The 21,447-nt window shown below is 68.3% G+C and carries 16 protein-coding genes; 15 read left to right on the forward strand and 1 reads right to left on the reverse strand.

The window, feature by feature from the left end; translation table 11 throughout:
• Window positions 1-6 precede the first annotated feature (6 nt).
• The 15 genes from FHT98_RS20280 to FHT98_RS20350 all read left to right on the forward strand — a co-directional run bounded on the left by FHT98_RS20280 (window position 7) and on the right by FHT98_RS20350 (window position 19,066).
• Entirely contained in the window at window positions 7-645 is a 639-nt protein-coding gene (locus tag FHT98_RS20280; protein ID WP_142115088.1) for a DUF2460 domain-containing protein, read from the forward strand.
• 10 nt (window positions 646-655) lie between these two features.
• Window positions 656-1,537 (forward strand): DUF2163 domain-containing protein, encoded by an 882-nt coding sequence (locus FHT98_RS20285; protein WP_142115089.1) that lies wholly within the window; start codon window positions 656-658, stop codon window positions 1,535-1,537.
• A complete protein-coding gene (locus FHT98_RS20290) occupies window positions 1,534-1,965 on the forward strand; it encodes an NlpC/P60 family protein (RefSeq protein ID WP_142115091.1) in 432 nt (143 codons plus the stop codon). The genes FHT98_RS20285 and FHT98_RS20290 overlap by 4 nt, the downstream gene beginning before the upstream one ends.
• Window positions 1,965-5,882 (forward strand): baseplate multidomain protein megatron, encoded by a 3,918-nt coding sequence (locus FHT98_RS20295; protein ID WP_142115092.1) that lies wholly within the window; start codon window positions 1,965-1,967, stop codon window positions 5,880-5,882. The genes FHT98_RS20290 and FHT98_RS20295 overlap by 1 nt, the downstream gene beginning before the upstream one ends.
• 62 nt (window positions 5,883-5,944) lie before the next feature.
• Window positions 5,945-6,268: a PepSY domain-containing protein gene (locus FHT98_RS20300; RefSeq protein WP_113585996.1), complete on the forward strand. Its 324-nt coding sequence runs from the start codon at window positions 5,945-5,947 to the stop codon at window positions 6,266-6,268.
• Between the two features lie 39 nt (window positions 6,269-6,307).
• Entirely contained in the window at window positions 6,308-6,976 is a 669-nt protein-coding gene (locus tag FHT98_RS20305; RefSeq protein WP_061964427.1) for a response regulator transcription factor, read from the forward strand.
• Window positions 6,977-6,985: 9 nt separating this feature from the next.
• Window positions 6,986-8,365, forward strand: a complete 1,380-nt coding sequence (locus FHT98_RS20310) for an ATP-binding protein (RefSeq protein WP_142115094.1) — start codon at window positions 6,986-6,988, stop codon at window positions 8,363-8,365.
• A 67-nt stretch (window positions 8,366-8,432) separates the two neighbouring features.
• Window positions 8,433-9,536 carry a c-type cytochrome biogenesis protein CcmI gene (ccmI, locus tag FHT98_RS20315; RefSeq protein WP_142115095.1) on the forward strand — a complete coding sequence of 368 codons (1,104 nt, stop codon included), beginning with the start codon at window positions 8,433-8,435 and terminating at the stop codon, window positions 9,534-9,536.
• The gene (gene ccmE, locus FHT98_RS20320) at window positions 9,533-10,048 is read left to right on the forward strand and encodes a cytochrome c maturation protein CcmE (protein WP_142115096.1); all 516 of its coding nucleotides are present in this window, start codon (window positions 9,533-9,535) and stop codon (window positions 10,046-10,048) included. Before ccmI ends, ccmE begins: the two co-directional genes overlap by 4 nt.
• A 7-nt stretch (window positions 10,049-10,055) precedes the next feature.
• On the forward strand, window positions 10,056-12,032 hold the full coding sequence (locus FHT98_RS20325; RefSeq protein WP_142115097.1) for a heme lyase CcmF/NrfE family subunit: 1,977 nt from the start codon (window positions 10,056-10,058) through the stop codon (window positions 12,030-12,032).
• Between the two features lie 4 nt (window positions 12,033-12,036).
• Window positions 12,037-12,507, forward strand: coding sequence for a cytochrome c-type biogenesis protein (locus FHT98_RS20330; protein ID WP_142115099.1), 471 nt, complete (start codon window positions 12,037-12,039; stop codon window positions 12,505-12,507).
• A gap of 125 nt (window positions 12,508-12,632) precedes the next feature.
• Window positions 12,633-13,802: a trypsin-like peptidase domain-containing protein gene (locus FHT98_RS20335; protein ID WP_142115101.1), complete on the forward strand. Its 1,170-nt coding sequence runs from the start codon at window positions 12,633-12,635 to the stop codon at window positions 13,800-13,802.
• Window positions 13,803-13,925: 123 nt separating this feature from the next.
• The gene (locus FHT98_RS20340) at window positions 13,926-14,609 is read left to right on the forward strand and encodes a response regulator transcription factor (protein ID WP_061964415.1); all 684 of its coding nucleotides are present in this window, start codon (window positions 13,926-13,928) and stop codon (window positions 14,607-14,609) included.
• Entirely contained in the window at window positions 14,593-16,095 is a 1,503-nt protein-coding gene (locus FHT98_RS20345) for a sensor histidine kinase (RefSeq protein ID WP_142115102.1), read from the forward strand. Before FHT98_RS20340 ends, FHT98_RS20345 begins: the two co-directional genes overlap by 17 nt.
• 16 nt (window positions 16,096-16,111) lie before the next feature.
• The gene (locus FHT98_RS20350) at window positions 16,112-19,066 is read left to right on the forward strand and encodes a bifunctional [glutamine synthetase] adenylyltransferase/[glutamine synthetase]-adenylyl-L-tyrosine phosphorylase (protein ID WP_142115104.1); all 2,955 of its coding nucleotides are present in this window, start codon (window positions 16,112-16,114) and stop codon (window positions 19,064-19,066) included.
• A gap of 3 nt (window positions 19,067-19,069) precedes the next feature.
• Here the strand turns inward: FHT98_RS20350 and FHT98_RS20355 are convergent, their stop codons facing one another.
• On the reverse strand, window positions 19,070-21,229 hold the full coding sequence (locus FHT98_RS20355) for a PAS domain-containing sensor histidine kinase (protein WP_248309265.1): 2,160 nt from the start codon (window positions 21,227-21,229) through the stop codon (window positions 19,070-19,072).
• Window positions 21,230-21,447: the final 218 nt, after the last annotated feature.

Genomic DNA, 21,447 nt, shown 5'->3' on the forward strand with positions numbered 1-21,447 from the left:
CAAAGCATGCCGGATTTCCATGAGGTTCGCTTCCCGCTCGATGTCGCACGCGGGGCGCGCGGCGGGCCGGAGCGCCAGACCCAGATCGTGACGCTCGCCTCCGGCCGGGAGGTGCGCAACAGCCGCTGGGCGCATTCGCGCCGCCGCTACGATGCCGGGCTCGGCATCCGCAATCTCGATGCCCTGGCGGCCGTGGTGAGCTTCTTCGAGGAGCGCCGTGGCCGCCTCCATGGGTTTCGCTGGCGTGACCAGCTCGACTGGAAGAGCTGCCCACCCTCGCAGGAGCCGACAGCGACCGATCAGATCATCGGGATCGGCGATGGCGTCACTGCCGTCTTCCAGCTTTCCAAGGCCTATGGGAGCGGCGCGTCGGCCTATAGCCGCGAGATCACCAAGCCCTGCGAGGGCACGATCCGGGTTGCCGTGGATGGTGTCGAGCTGGCGGGCAGCGCCTTCTCCTGCGACCTCTCGACCGGGCAGGTCACCATCGCCGCTGGCTCGATTCCACTATCGGCGGCCGTCCTGACCGCCGGCTTCGCCTTCGACGTGCCTGTTCGTTTCGACACCGATGCGATCGAGGTCGATCTCTCCGCCTTCGCGGCCGGCGAGATCCCACGCGTTCCCGTGGTCGAGATCATCCCCTGAGGCCTGCACCATGCGTGACATTCCATCCGGCCTCGCCGGCCATATCGAGACGGCTGCGACGACGCTCTGCCATTGCTGGAGCCTGACGCGCCGCGACGGCCTTGTGCTCGGCTTCACCGATCACGATCGCAGGCTGTCCTTCGACGGTATCGATTTCGCAGCCACGACGGGCCTTGAAGCGGCGGAAAGCGCGGCGGAGCTCGGCTTCGCGATCGGCGGCGGCGAGGTCGCCGGCGCCTTCGCCGCCTTCGGGCTGAATGAATCCGATCTGGCGCGCGGGCTCTATGACGATGCGCGGGTGCGCATCTGGCTGGTCAACTGGGCCGTTTCCGACCAGCGCGTGCTGATGGAAGAGGGGTTCGTCGGCGAGATCAAGCGGGGTGAGGCGAGCTTCACCGCCGAGATCCGCAGCTTTGCCAAGGCATTCGACGAGGAGCGGGGCCGGCTCTACCTGCGCTCCTGTTCCGCGGACCTTGGCGACGCGCGTTGCGGTGTCGCGCTCGCCGCGACGGAAGGCCATGTTGTCGAAAGTGACGGCCGCCTCTCGCTCTTGGCCGGGGGCATGGTCTCCTATGCCGATGGCCATTTCACCGGTGGCCGGCTGATCTTCACCAGCGGCGCGAATGCCGGCTTCGCCGTCGAGGTGAAGCGCCATGGCCGGGAAGGCGCGCAGGCGCTGTTCCAGCTCTGGCAGGCGCCGGCGGCGGAGATTCTCCCCGGCGACGGCTTCAGGGTGACGCCGGGCTGCGACAAGAGCTTCGCCACCTGCCGCGCCAAATTCGCCAACGGCGTCAATTTCCGCGGCTTCCCGCATATGCCGACGAACGATTTCATCATCGGCGGCGTACGGCCGGGCGACGGAGCGCTCGACGGTGGGAGCCTGTTCCGATGACGCGCGACGAGATCGTCGATGCCGCGCGGCTCTGGCTGGGCACGCCCTATCATCACCAAGCCTCGCTGCGCGGCGTCGGCTGCGATTGCCTCGGGCTGGTGCGCGGCGTCTGGCGCGATCTCTGCGGGGCCGAGCCGGAAACGCCGCCGCCCTATTCGCCGAGCTGGGCGGAAAGCCTGCGGCAGGAGACGCTGGCCTTGGCGGCTGCGCGGCATCTGCGATCGCTCGCGGCGACCGAAGCGCGGCCGGGCGACGTCCTGCTTTTCCGCTGGCGCGAGCATCTGCCGGCGAAGCACTGCGCGATCCTCGCGGGGCCGGACCGCATCATCCATGCCCATGACGGCGCGGCCGTGGCCGAGGTCGCCTTCACCTCCTGGTGGCGGCGCCACCTCAGCCATGCCTTTTCCTTTCCGGGAGTGACGGACTGATGGCGACGCTTCTTCTCCAGGTTGCCGGCGCTGCGCTCGGAACGGCTCTGGGCGGGCCGGTCGGCGGCGTCATCGGCCAGGCTTTGGGCGGGATCGCCGGCGCGAGCATCGACCAGGCCTGGCTCGGCAGCGCCGGTGGCAACAAGGTCGTCGACGGCCCGCGCCTCAAGGAGGTGAATGGCCTCGCGGCGACCGAGGGCGCCGCGATCCCGCGCCTCTACGGCCGCGCGCGGCTCGGCGGGCAACTGATCTGGGCGACGCGCTTCGAGGAGGAGGTCACCGTCTCGGTCACGCGCTCGAAGAGCGGCGGCAAGGGTGGGCGCTCGAAGAAGACCTACGAGACGATCTATAGCTACCATGCCAATCTCGCGATCGGCCTCTGCGAAGGCCCGATCGCCTTCATCCGGCGCATCTGGGTCGATGGGCGCGAACTCGACGTCCAGACTGTCCAGATGCGCGTCCACCGTGGCTACGAGACGCAGGAGCCTGATCCGCTGATCGTGGCGAAGGAGGCGGGCGAGGCGCCGGCCTATCGCGGGCTCGCCTATGTCGTGTTCGAACGCTTTCCGTTGGCCGATTACGGCAATCGCGTACCGCAATTCGATTTCGAGGTGGTGCGCGCCGTCGACGGGCTCGGCGGTATGATCCGGGCGGTCGCGCTGACGCCCGGCGCGGGCGAATTCGTCTATGATATCCGCCCGGTCAGCCATGAGCCGGAGGCCGGCGTCACCGAAAGCTTGACGCGCCACCAGCTCTATGGCGGCAGCGACGTCGATACCGCGCTCGGCCATCTCGTGGCGCTTTGTCCCAATCTGCGCCGCGTGTCGCTTGTCGTCTCCTGGTTCGGCGACGATCTGCGCGCCGGGACGTGCCGTGTGGCTCCGCGGGCCGAGATCGCACACAAGCCGACGGTCGGGGCGGAGTGGTCGGTCGCCGGGCTGACGCGCTCCTCGGCTCGCATCGTCAGCGCGGTTGACGGCCGGCCTGCTTTCGGCGGGACGCCTTCGGACGAGAGCATCGTCGCGCTGATCAGGCGCCTGCGCTTCGATTACGGGCTCGAAGTCGTACTCTATCCCTTCCTGATGATGGATATCCCGGCCGGAAACGCGCTGCCGGACCCCTATTCGGTCGCAACGAGCCAGCCGCGCTATCCCTGGCGCGGCCGCATCACCTGCGATCCGGCGCCTGGCCGCCCGGGAAGTCCGGAAGGCAGTGCGGCCGTTGCTGCACAGATCGAAGCCTTCGTGGGGACGGTCGTTCCGGCCGACATCTCCGTCGTGGGGGAGGCCGTTGTTTGCGCCAAGCCGGATGAATGGTCCTATCGCCGGCTCGTGATGCATTGCGCCGCTCTGGCAAAGGCCGCCGGCGGCGTGGAGGGCTTCGTCATCGGCTCCGAGATGGTCGGGCTGACGCATCTGCGCGGCGCATCCGGCTATCCGATGGTCGACCAACTCGTAGCCATCGCGCAGGACGTCAAGGTGATGCTGCCGGGCACGGTGGCGACCTATGCCGCCGACTGGACGGAGTATGGCGCGGCTGTCCGCGAAGGCGGAGATAGCGTCGATTTTCCGCTCGACCCGCTTTGGGCCTCTCCTGCGATCGGCGCGATCGGCATAGATTTCTATCCGCCGCTCTCGGACTGGCGTGATTCCGCGGGCCATGCCGACGCGGCAACAGCACGCGGCCCGGCCGATCTCGCCTATCTGCGCCAGCGCCTCACCGCGGGCGAAGCCCATGACTGGTACTATGCCGATGAGGCCGGCCGGGACGCCCAAGTACGCCTGCCGATCACCGACGGCGCCCATGGCAAGCCGTGGGTCTTCCGGCCGAAGGACCTGTGGGGCTGGTGGAGCCAGGCTCATATCCGCTGCGCGGGCGGCGTCGAGACGAGCGCGACCTCGTTCGTACCTGGTGCGAAGCCGATCTGGCTGACCGAGATCGGCGTGCCGGCCGTCGACAAGGGTGCCAATGCGCCCAACATGTTTCCCGATCCCAAATCGGACGAGGGCGGCTACCCGCCGTTTTCGAGCGGTGCGCGCGACGATCTCGTGCAGGCGCGGGCGCTGGAGGCGATCATCTCCGGCTTCGACCCGGCGCGGGTGGGGTTCGATGCCACGCGCAACCCGGTCCACCCGGTCAGCGGCATCCGCATGGTCGATCCCAACAGGATCTTCGTGTGGAACTGGGATACGCGGCCTTTCCCCGCCTTTCCCGATCTCTCCGGCATCTGGGCCGACGGCGCGAATTTCGAAACCGGTCACTGGCTGAACGGGCGCCTCGAAGGCACGCCGGTCGATCGGCTCGTCGCGAAACTACTGGCTGATTTCGGCTTGCCTGCGGCCGACGCGATCACCGTCGACGGATTCGCCGATGGCTATGTGCTGGATCGCCCGCTATCGGCCCGGCAGGCGTTGGAACCGCTGGCCCAGAGCTTCGGCTTCGACGCGGTCATGAGCGCGGGCATGCTGCGTTTCGAGGGCAGGGGCGGCAAGGTCTCGCGCCTGCTCGGCCCCGACGATCTCGTTCCCGATCGCGATGGTGAGCCGTTTGCGCTGCGGCGCAGCCAGGAGACGGAGCTGCCGCTCGAACTGCGCCTTGGCTTCAGCGACAGCGAGGCCGATTATCGCAATGCTGCCGCGCGCTCGCGCCGGCTGGCCGGGGCGGCCCGGCGCGAGGTCGCTGTCGAAACCGCGATCGTGACCCGCTCCGCTGAGGGGCGGCGCCTGGCCGACCAGCGCCTGCAGGAGGCCTGGGCGGCGCGCGAGAGCCTCGAATGCGAACTCTCGCCACGTTGTATCGCGATCGAGCCGGGCGATGTCGTGTCGGTTTCGACCGAGGCCGGCAACCGCCTGTTTCGCGTCACTCGCATCACTGAGGGCCCGACGCGGCGTATCAGCGCACGCGCCGTCGAACCGGCGATCTATGTCTCGACCGGAGCGGCCGGCGGTACGCGCCCGCCGCGAACGCCGCCCGCATTGCCCGGGCGTCCGCTCGCGGTGCCGCTGGCTCTGCCGATCGTCACCGTTGAGCCGCCGCCCTTGCTGTCGCTCGCCGCCTTTGCGGCACCATGGCCCGGCGCACTGGCGATCTGGCGTGCCGACGAGGCGGGGCTGTTCGCGCTGGACGGCTTCGTCGAGGCGCCCTCGATCGTGGGCGAGACGTTGACGGCATTGCCGCCGGGGCCGCTCTGGCGGACGGATCGGCATGCCATGCTGGAGGTCAGGCTGCGCGGCGGCGTGCTGTCCTCCGTTTCGCCGGAAGCAGCCCTGGCTGGCGCGAATGCGCTTGCGCTGATTGGGGCTGACGGCGCGATTGAAATCGTAACGGTGTCTCAGGTCGAGCTCATCGGGCCGCAGCGCTTCCGCCTGTCCGGCCTGATTCGCGGGATTGGCGGCAGCGAGCCTGCGGCAGGCCGCCTTCTGCCGGCCGGAGCCAGGATCGTGGTGCTGGACGGAGCCGCCGTCTCGCTGACGAGCGATCTGGCCGATCTCGGACGGACGCAGCTTTATCGCGTCGGGCCGGCTCGCGACGATGTCGGTGATGCGACGATGGTCGAGTTCGAAACCTCGGTCGCCGGGGAAGCGCTTGTCCCGCGGTCCCCGGTTCGGCCAACGGCGGTCCGCACCGCGGGCGGCATTGCGCTGGCCTGGCTCAGGCGGACGCGAATCGACGGTGATTCCTGGGAGTTGGTGGAGGTACCTCTGGGCGAGGAGAACGAACGCTATGAAATCGGCATCCTCGATGGGGAGGATCTGCTCCATGCCGAAATCGTGAATACGCCCGCCTGGACCTATCCGGCCGGGCAGGAACTCGCCGATTTCGGCGCGCAGCAGCAGGAAATCGGGCTCTCGCTCCGCCAGCTCAGCACCACGGTCGGGCGTGGTCGCGAATGGCGTGGACGGATTCCCGTGCGCTGATCTACTGTAGCTTGTGAACGAGGCGATGCATTCATGGCGCATTCACGCGGACAGGCTTAGCCATGTCGACGATGCTGGTCGAACCGATCCTTGCTTTTGCGCTCATCGCCTCTTCGCCGATGCCGATCGTTCGGGTCGACGATGCGACGCCGATCTCCTGCCTGTCCTCCGAAGAGACGCGCGATGCCGTGGCCGACGGTCGCGTCATGCAACCGGCGGAAGCATCGCGCCACGCCCGCCATGCCGCTCCCGGCGAGGTCGTCCGCATCAGGCTCTGTCGCCAGGGCGAGGATTTCGTCTATGTGGTGACGACGCTGAAACGTGATGGCCGCGTCGCAAGGGTGACGCTGGAAGGACAATCCGGCAAGATCGCCACCATCCGCTGACAGCCGTCGCGGCCATCCGACAACTGGAGTTACCCGACCGTGAGATTGCTCGTCGTCGAGGACGACAAGGACCTCAACCGCCAGATCGTGACCGCGCTTGAGAATGCCGGTTATGCCGTCGACAAGGCCTTCGACGGCGAGGAGGGGCTCTATCTCGGCGAGTCCGAGCCCTATGACGCGGTGATCCTCGATCTCGGCCTGCCGAAGGTCGACGGCGTCGCCGTGCTGCAGGGCTGGCGCCGTGCCGGCAAGACCATGCCGGTGCTGATCCTGACCGCGCGCGACCGCTGGAGCGACAAGGTCGGCGGCTTCGATGCCGGCGCCGACGATTATGTCGTCAAGCCCTTCCATATCGAGGAACTGCTGGCCCGCGTCCGGGCGCTGCTGCGCCGCGCCACCGGGCACGCGACCTCGGAACTGGTCTGCGGCCCCGTCCGGCTCGACACGCGCGCGAGCCGCGTCGTCGTCGACGGCAACCCGGTGAAGCTCACCTCGCATGAATACCGCCTGCTCTCCTATCTGATGCACCATCAAGGGCGGGTCGTCTCGCGGACCGAGCTGGTCGAGCACCTCTACGATCAGGATTTCGACCGCGATTCCAATACGATCGAGGTCTTCGTCGGCCGCCTGCGCAAGAAGCTGGGCGTCGATGTCATCGAGACCGTCCGGGGGTTAGGCTATATCGCCGCCGCTCCGGAAAAGGTCTGATCGCGGGCGATGCCGCTCAAATCCCATCGCTATTCGCTGGGAGCGCGGCTGTTCTTCTCGGCGGCCGTCTGCTGCGTGCTGATCCTGGTGCTGGCCGGCGTCGGCCTCACCACCTTCTATCGCCGCTCGGCCGAGCGCGGCTTCGACGAGCGGTTGTCGGTCTATATCAAGCAGCTGGTCGCCGACCTTGCCGCGCCGCCCGAGACCGAGCGCCAGACGGTCGGCGATCTCGGTGAGCCGCGCTTCGACCTGCCGCTGACAGGCTGGTACTGGCAGATCACCAGGCTCGACGGCGAGCGGCCGAATGTCCGCGCCTCGCGCTCGCTGGTCGGCGGGCAACTCCCCAAGCTGCTCGATCAGTCCATCGCGCCGAACAGCCGGGGCCTGCGCGAAAGTTATGTCTCTGGCCCCGACGATCGCCGCCTGCGCGTGCTGGAGCGCGAGATCGACGTCGGCGAGGACGGGCGCTTCACCGTCGCGGTCGCGGCGCCCGCCGACGAGATCGAGGGCGACATCCAGGATTTCCGCTTCGCGCTGGCGATGACCTTCCTGCTGCTCGGCATCGCCCTGGTCGCCTCGACGCTCGTGCAGGTGCGGTTCGGCCTGCGCCCGCTGGTGCGGCTGCGCGCTGCTGTCGGGGCGGTGCGGACCGGCGAGAATCCGCGGATCGTCGGGCAATACCCGCCCGATCTCGCGCCGCTCGCGAGCGAGCTCAACCAGCTCATCGACGCCAATCACGAAATCCTCGACCGCGCCCGCACCCAGGTCGGCAACCTCGCGCATGCGCTCAAGACCCCGCTCAGCGTGATGATGAACGAGGCCGGCACGAGCGGCGACGGCCAGCTCTCCCAGACCGTCCGCGCGCAGGCTGCGATCATGCGCGACCAGGTCCAGTACTATCTCGACCGCGCCAGGGCCGCGGCCCTCTCGGGTGCGCTCGGCGGCGTGACCGAGATCGCGCCCTCGCTCGATGCCTTGCTGCGTACCTTCACCAAGATCTCGCAGGGTAGAGGTATTTCCGGCTCGCATGCGATCCCGCCCGGCCTGCGCTTCCGTGGCGAGAAGCAGGATCTGGAGGAGATGCTGGGCAATCTCCTCGACAACGCCTTCAAATGGGCGTCCTCGGCAGTCGAGGTTTCCCTTGCCAGTGAGAAGACGGCCGATACCGAGCGGATCGCGCTCCTGATCGACGATGACGGTCCCGGACTGCCGGCCGAGGCCATGGCCGAGGTTCTGAAGCGTGGCCGTCGGCTCGACGAGACGACGCCGGGTTCAGGCCTCGGGCTCTCCATCGTCGTCGATCTCGCCAAGCTCTATGGTGGCGGCCTGAGCCTCGATCGCTCGCCGCTGGGCGGATTGAGGGCGCGGCTCGAATTGCCTTCGGTTTAGAGGAATTCTTTGTCGCGTGACCCTTTGTCACCATGAACCCGAGCGGACGATTGAGTAAGAACGCCGCATGATGATTTGGGCCATCTTCGCAGCGATGACGGGAGCGGCGGTTTTCGCCTTGCTCTGGCCGCTCAGCCGTGGCCGGGCGCAGGGTTTCGCCGACGCGGCCGATGCCCGCAGCCTCTACCGCTCCCAGCTCAAGGAGATCGACCGCGATCTCGCCCGCAAGCTGATCGGCGAAGAGGAAGCGCAGGCCGCCCGCACCGAAGCCGCCCGCCGCCTTTTGCGCGCCGCAGGCGACGAAGCCGGTCCCACCGGCGAGACCGAGCCCTCGCTGCGCCGTCGCCGGGCGAGTTCCGCGCTGATGCTCTCGATCGTGCCGCTGCTGGCGCTGCTGATCTACGGCCTCTACGGCTCTCCCGGGCAGCCCGACCAGCCGTTGGCGGCGCGATTGGAGAAGGCCGGGCCGCAGCAGGATTTCGCCATCGTGCTCGCGCGGATGGAGGCCCATCTCGCCGCCAATCCCGGCGATGCGAAGGGCTGGGCGCTGCTGGCGCCGATCTATCTCCGCCAGGGCCGCTACGACGAGGCCGCGAAAGCCTTCGCCGCCGCGGTCCGCGCCGGAAAGCCCGATGCCGAGCTTTACGCCGGCCTGGGCGAAGCTCGCATCATGGAAACCGGCGGCATTGTGACCGCCGCGGCGCGCGAAGCGCTGGCCGAGGCCGTCAAGCTCGATCCGAAAAGCCCGCGAGCCCGCTACTATCTCGCCCTCGCCAAGGAGCAGGATGGCGACGGCGAGGGCGCGCAGGCGGCGCTTGCCCAGCTCCTCGCCGAAGCGCCGGCCGATGCCGATTGGTCCGGTGCCGTTCGCGCCCGGCTGGAGCGGATGCAGGCCGATGCCGGCCGCAAGGCGGTCGCCGCCCTTCCCGAGGCAGAGCGCCAGCAGGCGATCAAGGGGATGGTCGACGGGCTTGCCGAACGCTTGAGCACCGGGGGTGGCAGCTTGCCCGAATGGAGCCGCCTGATCCGCGCCCGCACCGTCCTCGGGGACAGGCCTGCGGCGCTTCAGGCCGTGAAGACGGCACGCGAGCGTCTGGCTGAGGACAAGGCGGCGCTTGCAGCCATCGACGCTCTCGCCGATGAATTGGCCTTGAAGGAGGCCGCGCCATGACCCTAGCTCAGCCGACGCGGCCGCTCCCCGCAAAACGCCGCCTCACCCGCAAGCAGCGCAGATTGACCCTGATCGCGGCGGCCGGTGCGGTCCTGTTCCTGGCGGCCGGACTCGTCCTCTTCGCGATGCGCGACAGCATCGTCTTCTTCTACGGGCCGACCGAGATCGCCGAGAAGGGCGTCCAGCCCGGAACCCGCATGCGTCTCGGCGGGCTGGTCGAAGCCGGCTCGGTCCAGCGCAATGGCGGCCAGCGCATCAGCTTCAGCGTCACCGACGGCAAGACCTCGATCAAGGTCGGCTATGACGGCCTGCTGCCCGATCTCTTCCGCGAAGGGCAGGGCGTCGTCACCGAAGGCGTTTTCGAGGGCGCCGGGCGCTTCAAGGCGGATTCGGTGCTGGCGAAGCATGACGAGACCTATATGCCGCGCGAGGTCGCCGACGCGCTGAAGAAGCAGGGGCATTGGCAGGCGGGAGGCTCCGGCTCCCCCGCTGCCGCGCCGGCCAAGCCGTGAGCCGCTCATGATTGTCGAGATCGGCCATTACGCGCTGGCGCTCGCGCTCGGCGTTTCCGTGATCCAGGCGGTGGTGCCGTTCTGGGGCGTGTTCCGGCAGGACCGGACGCTGGCCTCGGTCGGCAGCAGCGCGGCGCTGGTCTCGTTCGCACTGGTCGCTCTGTCCTTCGCCGCCCTGGTGACGTCCTATGTCCGCTCCGATTTCTCGGTCGGCAATGTCGTCGCCAACTCCCATTCGGCGCAGCCGCTGATTTATAAATTCACCTCCGTCTGGGGCAACCACGAAGGCTCGATGCTGCTCTGGGTGCTGATCCTGACGCTGTTCGGGGCGTTGGTCGCATTGTCGCGCCGCTCGCTGCCACCGCGCCTGCGGGCCGGCGCGCTTGCGGCGCAGGGGCTTGTCGCCGTCGCCTTCATCGCCTTCACCCTGCTGACCTCGAACCCGTTCCAGCGGCTGGTCCCGGTGCCGGCCGAGGGGCAGGACCTCAACCCGATCCTGCAGGATCTCGGCCTCGCGATCCATCCGCCGCTGCTCTATATCGGCTATGTCGGCTTCTCGATCACCTATGCCTTCGCGGTCGCCGCCCTGATCGACGGACGCATCGACGCGATGTGGGCGCGCGCCGTCCGGCCCTGGACGTTGCTGGCCTGGACCTTCCTGACGCTCGGCATCGCGATGGGCTCCTACTGGGCCTATTACGAGCTCGGCTGGGGCGGCTGGTGGTTCTGGGACCCGGTCGAGAACGCCTCCTTCATGCCCTGGCTTGCCGGAACGGCCCTGATCCACTCGACCGTGGTGATGGAGAAGCGCGACGCGCTGAAGGTCTGGACGATCCTGCTCGCGATCCTGACCTTCTCGCTCTCGCTGCTCGGCACCTTCATCGTCCGCTCGGGCGTGCTGACCTCGGTGCATTCCTTCGCGACCGATCCGGCGCGCGGCCTGTTCATCCTCTTCATCCTGATCTTCTTCGTCGGCGGCTCGCTCGCGCTCTTCGCCTGGCGGGCGCCTCTGCTGCGGCAGGGCGGATTGTTCGCCCCGGTCTCCCGGGAAAGCGCGCTCGTCGTCAACAACGTCTTCCTGGCGACGGCCTGCGCCACCGTCTTCGTCGGAACGCTCTATCCGCTGCTGCTGGAGATGGTCACCGGCGACAAGATCTCGGTCGGCCCGCCCTTCTACAACGCGACCTTCGTGCCGGTGATGGTGCCGCTGCTGCTGCTGCTGCCGATCGGCCAGTCGCTCGCCTGGAAGCGCGGTGACCTGCTCGGCGCGGCCCAGCGCAATGCCTTTGCCTTCGGCATCGCGGTGCTGGCGGCTCTGGCACTGCTGTCCTTCACCCGTGGCGGGCCGGTGCTGGCGCCGCTCGGCGTGGGCTTGGGCGTCTTCCTCGTGCTCGGTGCCGGCTTCGACCTCGCCGAGCGCATCGTCACCCGCGCCAACGGCTGGCGGGCGATGCTGTCGCGGGCGCGCGGGCTGCCGCGCTCGGCCTGGGGCACGGCACTGGCTCATGCGGGCGTCGGCTTGAGCATCATCGGCATCGCCGCCCAGGCCTGGAGCAGCGAGGCGATCACGGTTCTGAAGCCGGGCGAGCGCCTGACCAGCGGCCGCTACACCATCATGCTCGAAGGCATGTCGCCCCGCACGGGGCCGAATTTCCGCGCCGAAATCGCCCGCTTCCAGGTTTTCTCCGGTGATCGCGAGCTGGCGCCGATCGAGGCTTCCAAGCGCATCTATACGGCGCGCGCCATGCCGACGACCGAAGCGGGTATCCGGACGGATGGTCTGAGCCAGGCCTATGTCAGCCTCGGCGAGGCGCAGGATGGCGGCGTCGCGGTGCGCCTCTACGACAAGCCGTTGATCCTGCTGATCTGGATCGGCTCGCTCGTGATGGCGCTCGGCGGCGGGCTGTCGCTGACCGACCGGCGCTTCCGGCTGGCGGCACCGAAGCGCGCCGCGCCCGCGGCCGCCGTGCAGCCGGCGGAATAGGCCGATGCGGCGGATCGCTCTCATCCTCGGTCTGATGCTGCTGGTCGCGCCGGTGGCTCAGGCCGTGCAGCCCGACGAGATCCTGCCCAACGCCGCTCTTGAGCAGCGTGCGCGCAACATCTCCGGCGGATTGCGCTGCCTCGTCTGCCAGAACCAGTCGATCGACGATTCCGACGCGCCTCTGGCCCGCGACCTGCGCATCCTCGTCAGGGAGCGTCTCGTCGCTGGAGACGACGACAAGGCCGTCGTGGATTTCGTCGTCGCCCGCTACGGCGATTTCGTCCTGCTGCGCCCGCCGCTCAACGCGCATACGCTGCTGCTCTGGGGCGCGCCTTTCCTGATTTTCCTGGCCGGAGCCGCTTTCGTCTGGCGTCGAGGCCGGCAGCGCGCCGGCGAGGAAAACGCCACGCCAGCGCCCCTGACGGACGAGGAGCGCAATCGCGTCGACAAGCTGCTGCGGGACGAACAGGGGTAAGGCGCGGCCAGCCGGGCCAACCTTACGAAATCGTCATCTTCAGGCCAAAGCCACGTAAGGCGGCGGGTCTCATGGTCCTCGTCACGAGCAGGGGAAGCACCCTGTCGCTCCACGAGGTTCCCGCCATGACGACACACACTGAAAATCGCAAGTCCATCCTGAAGCGCGGCGCCCTTCTTGCCGGCACCGCCATCCTCGGCATCGGCCTCGCCGCCGGCCTCGCCGACAGCGCCCTGATGCAGAACCACAATGCCATCGCCCAGCCGATCCAGCTCTCGGGCGCGCAGACGGCGCTGCCCTCTTTTGCCGACCTCGTCGACAAGGTGAAGCCCGCCGTCGTCTCCGTCCGCGTCAAGACGCAGACCGCCGCCGCCGGCGACGATCAGAGCCTCGAAGACATTCCCCCGCAGTTGCGCCGTTTCTTCCGTGATCAGGAGGGGGCCCGCCAGGGCAGGCCGAAGCCGCAGGTCGGCATGGCCCAGGGCTCGGGCTTCTTCGTCAGCCAGGACGGCTATGTCGTGACCAACAACCACGTCGTCGAGAACGCTGTCGAGGTCCAGCTCGTCACCGATGCCGGCAAGACGCTTGATGCCAAGGTCGTCGGCACCGATCCGCGCACCGACCTCGCCCTGCTCAAGGTCAAGGACGCCGGCAACTACCCTTATGTCCAGCTCGCCGACGCCAAGGCGCGCATCGGTGACTGGGTGCTGGCGATCGGCAACCCCTTCGGCCTCGGCGGCACGGTCACGGCCGGCATCGTCTCGGCGCAGGGTCGTGATATCGGCTCCGGTCCCTATGACGACTTCATCCAGATCGACGCGCCGATCAACCGCGGCAATTCGGGTGGCCCGACCTTCAACCAGAACGGCGAGGTCGTCGGCGTCAACACTGCGATCTACTCGCCCTCGGGCGGCAATGTCGGCATCGCCTTCGCTATCCCCGCCTCGACCGTCCGTCAGGTCGTGGACTCCTTGAAGAAGGACGGCACGGTGGCGCGCGGCTTCATCGGCGTGCAGATCCAGCCGGTGACCAGCGAGATGGCCGATGCCATCGGCCTGAAGGATGCCAAGGGTGCGCTCGTCGCCGAGGCACAGGGCAACGGCCCCGCCGCCAAGGCCGGCATCCGTCGCGGCGACACCATCACCGCCGTCAATGGCGAGGCGATCAAGGACGCTCGCGAGCTTTCGCGCAAGATCGCGACCTTCGCGCCGGGTACCAAGACCACGATCACTCTCTTCCGCGAAGGCAAGTCGCGTGACGTGACCTTCGAGGTCGGCCGCCAACCGGCGGCCTGATCGGAGCTGGCGGGTCCCTCGGTTCCCTGTCGCCCCAGCCCAGGGACTTCGCCGTCGCGGCGGCAGGCCGGATGCGTATCCTCCGGCCTGCCGTTTTCGCGTTTCTTGAGATAGGGTTGGTCTATGCGACTCCTGATCGTCGAAGATGATGCCGAGGCTGCGGCCTATCTGACCAAGGCTTTCCGCGAAGTCGGCCATGTCGCCGACCATGCCGCGGACGGGCTGGAAGGCTATGCCATGGCCGAGGGCGGCGGCTACGACGTGCTGGTCATCGACCGCATGCTGCCGCGCCTCGACGGGCTCTCGCTGATCCGCTCCCTGCGCGAGCAGAAGGACGATACGCCCGCCCTGATCCTCTCCGCACTCGCCCAGGTCGACGACCGGGTGAAGGGCCTGCGGGCCGGCGGCGACGACTACCTGCCCAAGCCCTATGCCTTCTCCGAGCTGCTCGCCCGCGTCGAGGTGCTGGCGCGGCGCCGCGGTGCTCCAGCCGCCGAGCCTACGACCTATCGCGTCGGCGAGCTGGTGCTCGACCGGCTTGCCCATCGCGTCACGCGCGAGGGCCAGGAGATCGTCCTGCAGCCGCGCGAGTTCCGCCTGCTCGAATATCTGATGAAGCATGCCGGGCAGGTCGTGACCCGCACCATGCTGCTGGAGAACGTCTGGGATTATCATTTCGATCCCCAGACCAATGTCATCGACGTGCATGTCAGCCGCCTGCGCGCCAAGGTCGACAAGGGTTTCGAGCTGCCGATGATCCACACCATCCGCGGCGCGGGATACATGGTCCGTGACAGCGCCCGCTGACGCCCCCTCGCACAAACGCCAGCGCTTCCTGCCCACGCTGTTCCGCACGACCGCCTTCAAGCTGACGGCGGCCTATCTCGTCATCTTCGCGCTCTTTGCCGCCTTCGTCCTCGGCTATGTCGCCTGGAACGCCAAGCGCCTGCTCGACGACCAGATCCGCTCGACCATCGATGCCGAGATCCAGGGTCTGGCCGAGCAGCAGCGCCAGGGCGGCATCCGCCGTATCGTCAACATCGTCGAGCGCCGTTCGCGCGCGCCGGGCGCCTCGCTCTACCTCGTCACCACGCCGGTGGGAGAGCGCATCGCCGGCAATGTCGAGGCGATCCCGCCCGGCACGCTCGATCGCACCGGCGAGAGCGAGATCGAATATGCCCGCTCCAGCGAGACGGTCGACACACCGAGCCGCGCGTTGGTGCGCGTGTTCTTGCTGCCGGCCGGGTTCCGCCTGCTCGTCGGCCGCGACCTCGAGGAGCGCGATCGGCTCGGCATCGTCATCCGGCGCGCCGCCGGCTGGTCGCTGGCGCTGGTCCTTATCCTCGGCTGCTTCGCCAGCTGGTTCGTGGCCCGGCGTGTGCTGAAGCGCATCGACGGCATGAGCGAAACCGCGCATGGCATCATGGAGGGCGACCTGAAAGGCCGGCTCGCCATCACTGGCACCGGCGACGAGCTCGACCGGCTCGCGCTCAACCTCAACGCCATGCTCGACCGCATCGGTGAATTGATGGCCAGCATGCAGCAGGTCACCGACAATATCGCCCATGACCTCAAGACGCCGCTGACCCGGTTGCGCAACCGGGCGGAGGAGGCGCTGCGGACTGCGAAATCGCCGGATGAATTGCGGGCGGCGCTCGACGGCTCGATCGAGGAGGCGGACAACCTCATCCGTGTTTTCAACGCGCTCCTGATGATCGCGCGGCTGGAGGCCGGTCGCGTCAGCGACAACATGAGCGAGCTCGACATTTCCGAGATCGTCTCCGGCCTCGCCGAGCTCTACGAGCCGCTGGCCGAGGAAGCCGGCCTGTCGCTCGCCAGCGATGTCGCCCCTGGCCTGAAAGTCCGCGGCAATCGCGAACTGATCGGGCAGGCCCTGAACAACCTGATCGACAACGCTCTGAAATACGGCGCGCCGGAGCAGGGCGGCGACGGCACCGTGGCGGTCTCTGCCCGGGCGATTGGCGATCAGGTCGAGCTCTCCGTCGCCGACCATGGCTCAGGGATTCCGGAGGCCGATCGCGGCCGCGTCTTCGATCGTTTCGTCCGGCTCGATACCAGCCGCAGCAAGCCGGGCTTCGGGCTCGGCCTGTCGTTGGTGGCCGGCGTGGTGCGCCTGCATGGCGGTAGCCTCACGCTGGAGGATAATGCGCCGGGCCTGCGCGTCGTCATCCTCCTGCCCGTCGGCAGCCCCAAGCCTGTGGACACGCCGGCCCTCGCCGAGCCTGCCGCCTCGACAGCGGCGCCAAACCCTGCTGGCGTGCCGATCCACTGAGGCAGGACGATGAACGATGGCGGAACGGCTCTGTGACAGGCTCGAGGCTGCGCCGGTCCTGCCGGCGAAGGCCAGGGCCGATGCGCTGCTGAAGCGAGAGCTGATCGAGCGCCTCCATGACGAGGAAGCGGCCGAGGCGCTCAAGGCGCATCTGGCCGAGCATCCGCGCAGCGCGGCATTGGTCGCCGGCATCCTCGCCCATTCGCCCTTCCTGACGCAGATCATGCGCTTTGACCCGGCCGGGTTGCTCGCCAGCCTGACGGAGGCGCCGGAAGTCCGTCGCGATGCGCTGCTGGCCGGGATAGCGGCCTTCGCCGAGGCGGGCTGTGAAACTGCGGACCTGATGCGCGAATTGCGCCGCTTCCGCCGCGCCATGGCACTCCTGATCGCGCTCGCCGATATCGGCGGTGCCTGGGATGTCGAGACCGTAACGGGCGCGTTGACCGAAACCGCCGACATGGCGGCGCGCCTCGCCACCGACCACGTCCTGCGGCAGGCCGCGGATCTTGGCCGGATCAATCTCCCGAATCTCGCCAATTCCGGCCCCGACTCCGGCCTCGTCGTGCTGGCGCTGGGCAAGCATGGCGCCGGCGAGCTGAACTATTCCTCCGATATCGACATCGTCGTCTTCTTCGATCCCGAGGCCGCTGAAGCGGCCGGCGTCGCCGAGCCCACAAGCTTCTTCGTCAAGCTGACCCAGCAGATCGCGCGTATCATCCAGGAGCGCACGCCGGACGGTTATGTCTTCCGCGTCGACCTGCGCCTGCGGCCCGATCCGGCCTCGACCCATGTCGCAGTCTCGCTGCCCTCGGCCTATTCCTATTACGAGACGGTCGGCCAGAACTGGGAACGCGCGGCCATGATCAAGGCGCGGCCGATCGCGGGTGATATCGAGCTCGGCCGGCGCTTCCTTGGGGATCTCGCGCCCTTCATCTGGCGCAAGTATTTCGACTTCGCGACCATCGCCGACATCCATGCGATGAAGCGCCAGATCCAGACCGTGAAGGGCCACGAGACCATCGCGGTCGCCGGCCACAACGTGAAGCTCGGCCGCGGCGGCATCCGCGAGATCGAGTTCTTCGTCCAGACCCAGCAGCTCGTCTTCGGCGGCCGTCGCCCGGCCCTGCGCGGGCCGCGCACGCTGGAGATGCTCGGCGAACTGACGACCGAAGGCTGGATCACGCCGCAGGCCCGCGACGAGTTGTCGGAATCCTATCGCTGGCTGCGCACCATCGAGCACCGCCTGCAGATGCAGGCCGACGAGCAGACGCAGACCCTGCCGAAGGCGGCGGGCGATCTCGAAGCCTTCGCCCGCTTCTGCGGCTATCCCTCGACCGCTGCCTTCGGCAAGGCGCTGACCGCGCATGCGAAGTGCGTCGAAGGGCATTACGCCCTGCTCTTCGAGGAAGGGCCGAGCCTTGCCTCCGAGGCGGGGACGCTGAGCTTCACCGGCTCGGAAGCCGATCCCGAGACGATCGAGACGCTGGGCAAGCTCGGCTTCCGCGATGGCGCGACCGCGGCGGAGACGGTGCGCGGCTGGCATTTCGGCCGCCGCGCCGCCGTGACCAGCGCCCGCGCCCGCGAGGTGCTGACGGAGCTGACGCCGGCGCTGCTCGTCGCGCTCGGCCGCACCGCCGACCCAGATGGCGCGCTCGCCCATCTCGACAACGCCTTCGTCCGCATGCCGGCGGCGGTCGAATTGCTGACGCTGCTGCGCTCGCATGATTCCCTGCTGACGCTCTTCGCCGAGATCCTCGGCAGCGCGCCGCGTCTCGCCAAGGTCGCGGCCTTGCACCCGCATGTGCTCGACGGCGTCATCGACCCGGCCTTCGGGCAGGCGGTGCTCGATGTCGAGGCGCTGGAGCGGCGCATCCGCAATCATGTCGGCTCGCCGCCGCCCAGCGTCGAGGACGGGCTCGACCGCCTGCGCGACGCGGCCCGGCAGGAGAATTTCCTGGTCGGCGCGCGCCTCCTCTCCGGCGTCTACCCGGCACAAGGGGCGGGGCACGCCTATTGCGCTGTCGCCGAGGCCTGCCTGCGCGTCGCCTTCGCTGACACCCGCCGATCCTTCACGGAAGACCATGGCGCCATCGAAGGGGCGGAGACGGTCGTGCTCGGTCTTGGCCGGCTCGGCGCAGGCGAGCTCACGCCTTCATCCGATCTCGACCTGATCCTGCTCTACGACCGGCCGGAGGATGCCGGCGCGAGCGACGGCGCCAGAAGCCTCGATCCCGTCACCTGGCATGTCCGCTTCACCCAGCGCCTCGTCGCGGCGCTGACTGTGCCGACGCGACGCGGCACGCTCTATCAGGTCGACATGCGCCTGCGCCCGACCGGCAACAAGAGCCCGGCCGCGACCCAGTTCGCGGGCTTCGAGGCCTATCATCAGGGCGAGGCCGAGATCTGGGAGGAGATGGCGCTGACCCGTGCCCGCGTCGTGGTCGGTGATGCCGGATTGGCGAAGCGGGCGGAGGCCTCGATCCGCGCGATCCTGTCGCGCAAGCGCGAGCCGGCCAAGGTCGCGGCGGCGGTCGCGGAGATGCGCGCGCTGATTGCCAGGGAGAAGGGCGAGAAGGATTCCTGGGACCTGAAGCTCGCGGCCGGCGGTATCACCGATCTCGACTTCCTCGCCCAGTTCCTGCTGCTGGCCTATGCCAGCGAACACCCCGGCCTGATCGTCAACGACACGGCCTCGGTCTTCGCGGCAGCCAAGGCGGCTGGCCTGCTCTCGGACGGGGATGCCTCTGTTCTGCTCGAAGCGCATCGCCTGATCGGCGACGTCCAGCTCTGGCAGCGTTTCACGGTCGAGGAGGCCTTCGATCCCAAGGCCGTGCCGCCCCGGGTGCTCAGGAGAATCGCGACGGCCGTCGGCCGGCCCGATGCGAAAGTGATGAAAGCGGAGCTCGACGAGGTTCGCGGCGCGGTGAGGGCGATCTTCACCCGCGTGCTGTCGAAGGCGAAGGCTGGCTGACGCTCAAGCTGCCTGCGCGGTGATGCGGTCGGCGCCGCCGTCGAGCGGCAGGTGAATCATGACGATGGTGCCGGCGCCGATCGCCGAGCGCAGCCGGAGCGAGCCGCCATGCAGCTCGACGAGCGAGCGGGCGATGGCGAGGCCCAGGCCCGAACCCTTGTAGCTGCGCACCAGATCGCCCTCGACCTGCTCGAACGGGCGACCGACGCGGTCGATCTTCTCCTTGGGGATGCCGATGCCGGTATCCTCGATGAAGATGTTGAGCGCGCCGGGGACATGGCGGGTACGGACCGCGATCCGCCCGCCTTCCGGCGTGAACTTGGCGGCGTTGTCGAGCAGGTTGCCGAGGATCTGGTAGAGCGCGTGCGGGTCGGCTTCGAGATGGGTGTCGAGCGGGCCTTCGATGGCCAGCACGAGCTGCTTGCGTTCGACCTCCGGCTGGACCTTCCGCAGCGCCTGGTCGAGCACCGGGCCGAGAGCGATCTCGCTCTTTTCCAGCCGCAGGCGGCCGGATTCGATGCGGGACATGTCGAGGATGTCGTCGATGATCCCCAGGAGATAACCCCCGCTGGTGCGGATGTCGCGGACATAGTCGGTGTATTTCTCGCCGAGCGGGCCGAACAGGCCGTTCTCCATGATCTCGGAGAAACCGATGATGGCGTTGAGCGGCGTGCGCAGCTCGTGGCTCATATTGGCGAGGAATTCGGACTTGGCGCGGTTGGCGCTTTCGGCTGAAGCCTTTTGCTCGAGATAGCGCTCAGCGAGATCGGCGAGCTGCTGGGCCTGGGCTTCGAGCTTCTGGCGCGAGGCCTTGAGGTCGGTGACATGCATCAGGAGCTGGTGCTCGGACTGGGTCAGCCGCTCTTCCTGCTGCTTCAGCTTGGTGATGTCGGTGCCGACCGAGACCGAGCCGCCATCCTTGGTGCGGCGGCCGTTGATCTGCAGCCAGCGGCCATCCGAGAGGCGGGCCTCGTAGGAGGCCCCGGCCATGCCGCGTTGCACCCGCATCGGCTCGCGGTCGATCTGCGGCTGGGCCGAGAGCTCCATGATCTCGTCGTAGGAGGCGCCGGATTGCAGGGCGTCGGCCGGGAGTTGGTGGAGCTGCTGGTACTTGGCGTTGCAGAGCACGAGGCGGTTGTCGGCATCCCACAGCACGAAGGCTTCCGAGATCGCCTCGACGGCGTCGCGCAGGCGGGCATCGGAGGTGGCGGTGCGCTCGGCCATGCGGCGCTGCTCGGAGATGTCGACGACGATGCCGACGAGATGGCGCGCGCGGGTGCGGCGATCGATGACCAGCTCGGCACGAGCCTTGAGCCAGATCCATTCGCCGGTGGCGGAGCGGACGCGGAACTCGCGGTCGAGATGGTCGGCCTCGCCGCGGCTGATCGCGTCGGCGAGCGCATAGAGGTCGACATCGTCCTGGTTGATGAAGCTCGAGACCTCGCCGAAGGACATGTATTCGCCGGTGCGGTCATAGCCGAGCAGGGCATACATCGAATCCGACCAGTAGATGCGGCCCCGCGCGAGGTCCCAGTCCCACAGGCCGCAATGGCCGCGGTTGAGCGCGGTGTCGATGCGTTCGCGGACGCAGTCGCAATCCTGGTCGGCGGCGCTCGCCCGCTTCGACTGGAGCATGAAGGCGAGCGTGGTGACACCGAGGATAAGGCCGGCGGAGCCGAACAGGATGATCAGGCCCGAGCGGCGGATCTGCCAGGTCGAGAGCGCCCGCGAGACCGGCTGCAGCACCGCGACCTGCCCGAGGGGGGCAGCGAGGTTGCGCACGCTGGCGAAGGCGTCGGCGCCGTTCGGCAGGGTAATGCGCATCACGCCGGCGCGGTCGCCGAATACGGTGAGAGGCTGGGTCTGGCCGAGGAAGTCGACGAGCGTGCGCTGCGTCTGGCCGATCACCGGTTCGCTGGCGATGACGCGGCCATCGGCGCCGCTGACATGGACGAAGCGGCCATGGGCCGCGAGGTGGCGGGCGGTGAGTGCTGCGAGGACGGCGGTGGGCTCCTTGCCCGCCAGCGTGGCGGCGTCGAGCTCCCGGGCGACCAGAGCCGAGACCAGGTCCATGTCGCCGGCCGCGTCGACGAGGGCGTCGTCGCGCATGGCCGAGGTCTGGATCAGCGCGCCGGCACCGAGAATGATGAGGAAAAGTCCCACAAACGCAGGGATTGCGGTGCGAAAGGCAGGTTCGAAGCTTTCGAAGCGATGATACAGAGGGTGCGTCAGCGAGCGCGCTACACCCAGAATCGTATCGGCGCGCACAGGTGCGCAGCCCGCGTTTGCACGCGACATGCCCGGTCCCCCTTCGGAACTTTACCGTCAGTAAGATCGGGAGACGTGCCGCATCCCCGCGAATCACCGTCAGTTGAATCCGG

The organism is Allobosea sp. AK1, from assembly GCF_006714945.1.
Classification (GTDB): domain Bacteria; phylum Pseudomonadota; class Alphaproteobacteria; order Rhizobiales; family Beijerinckiaceae; genus Allobosea; species Allobosea robiniae.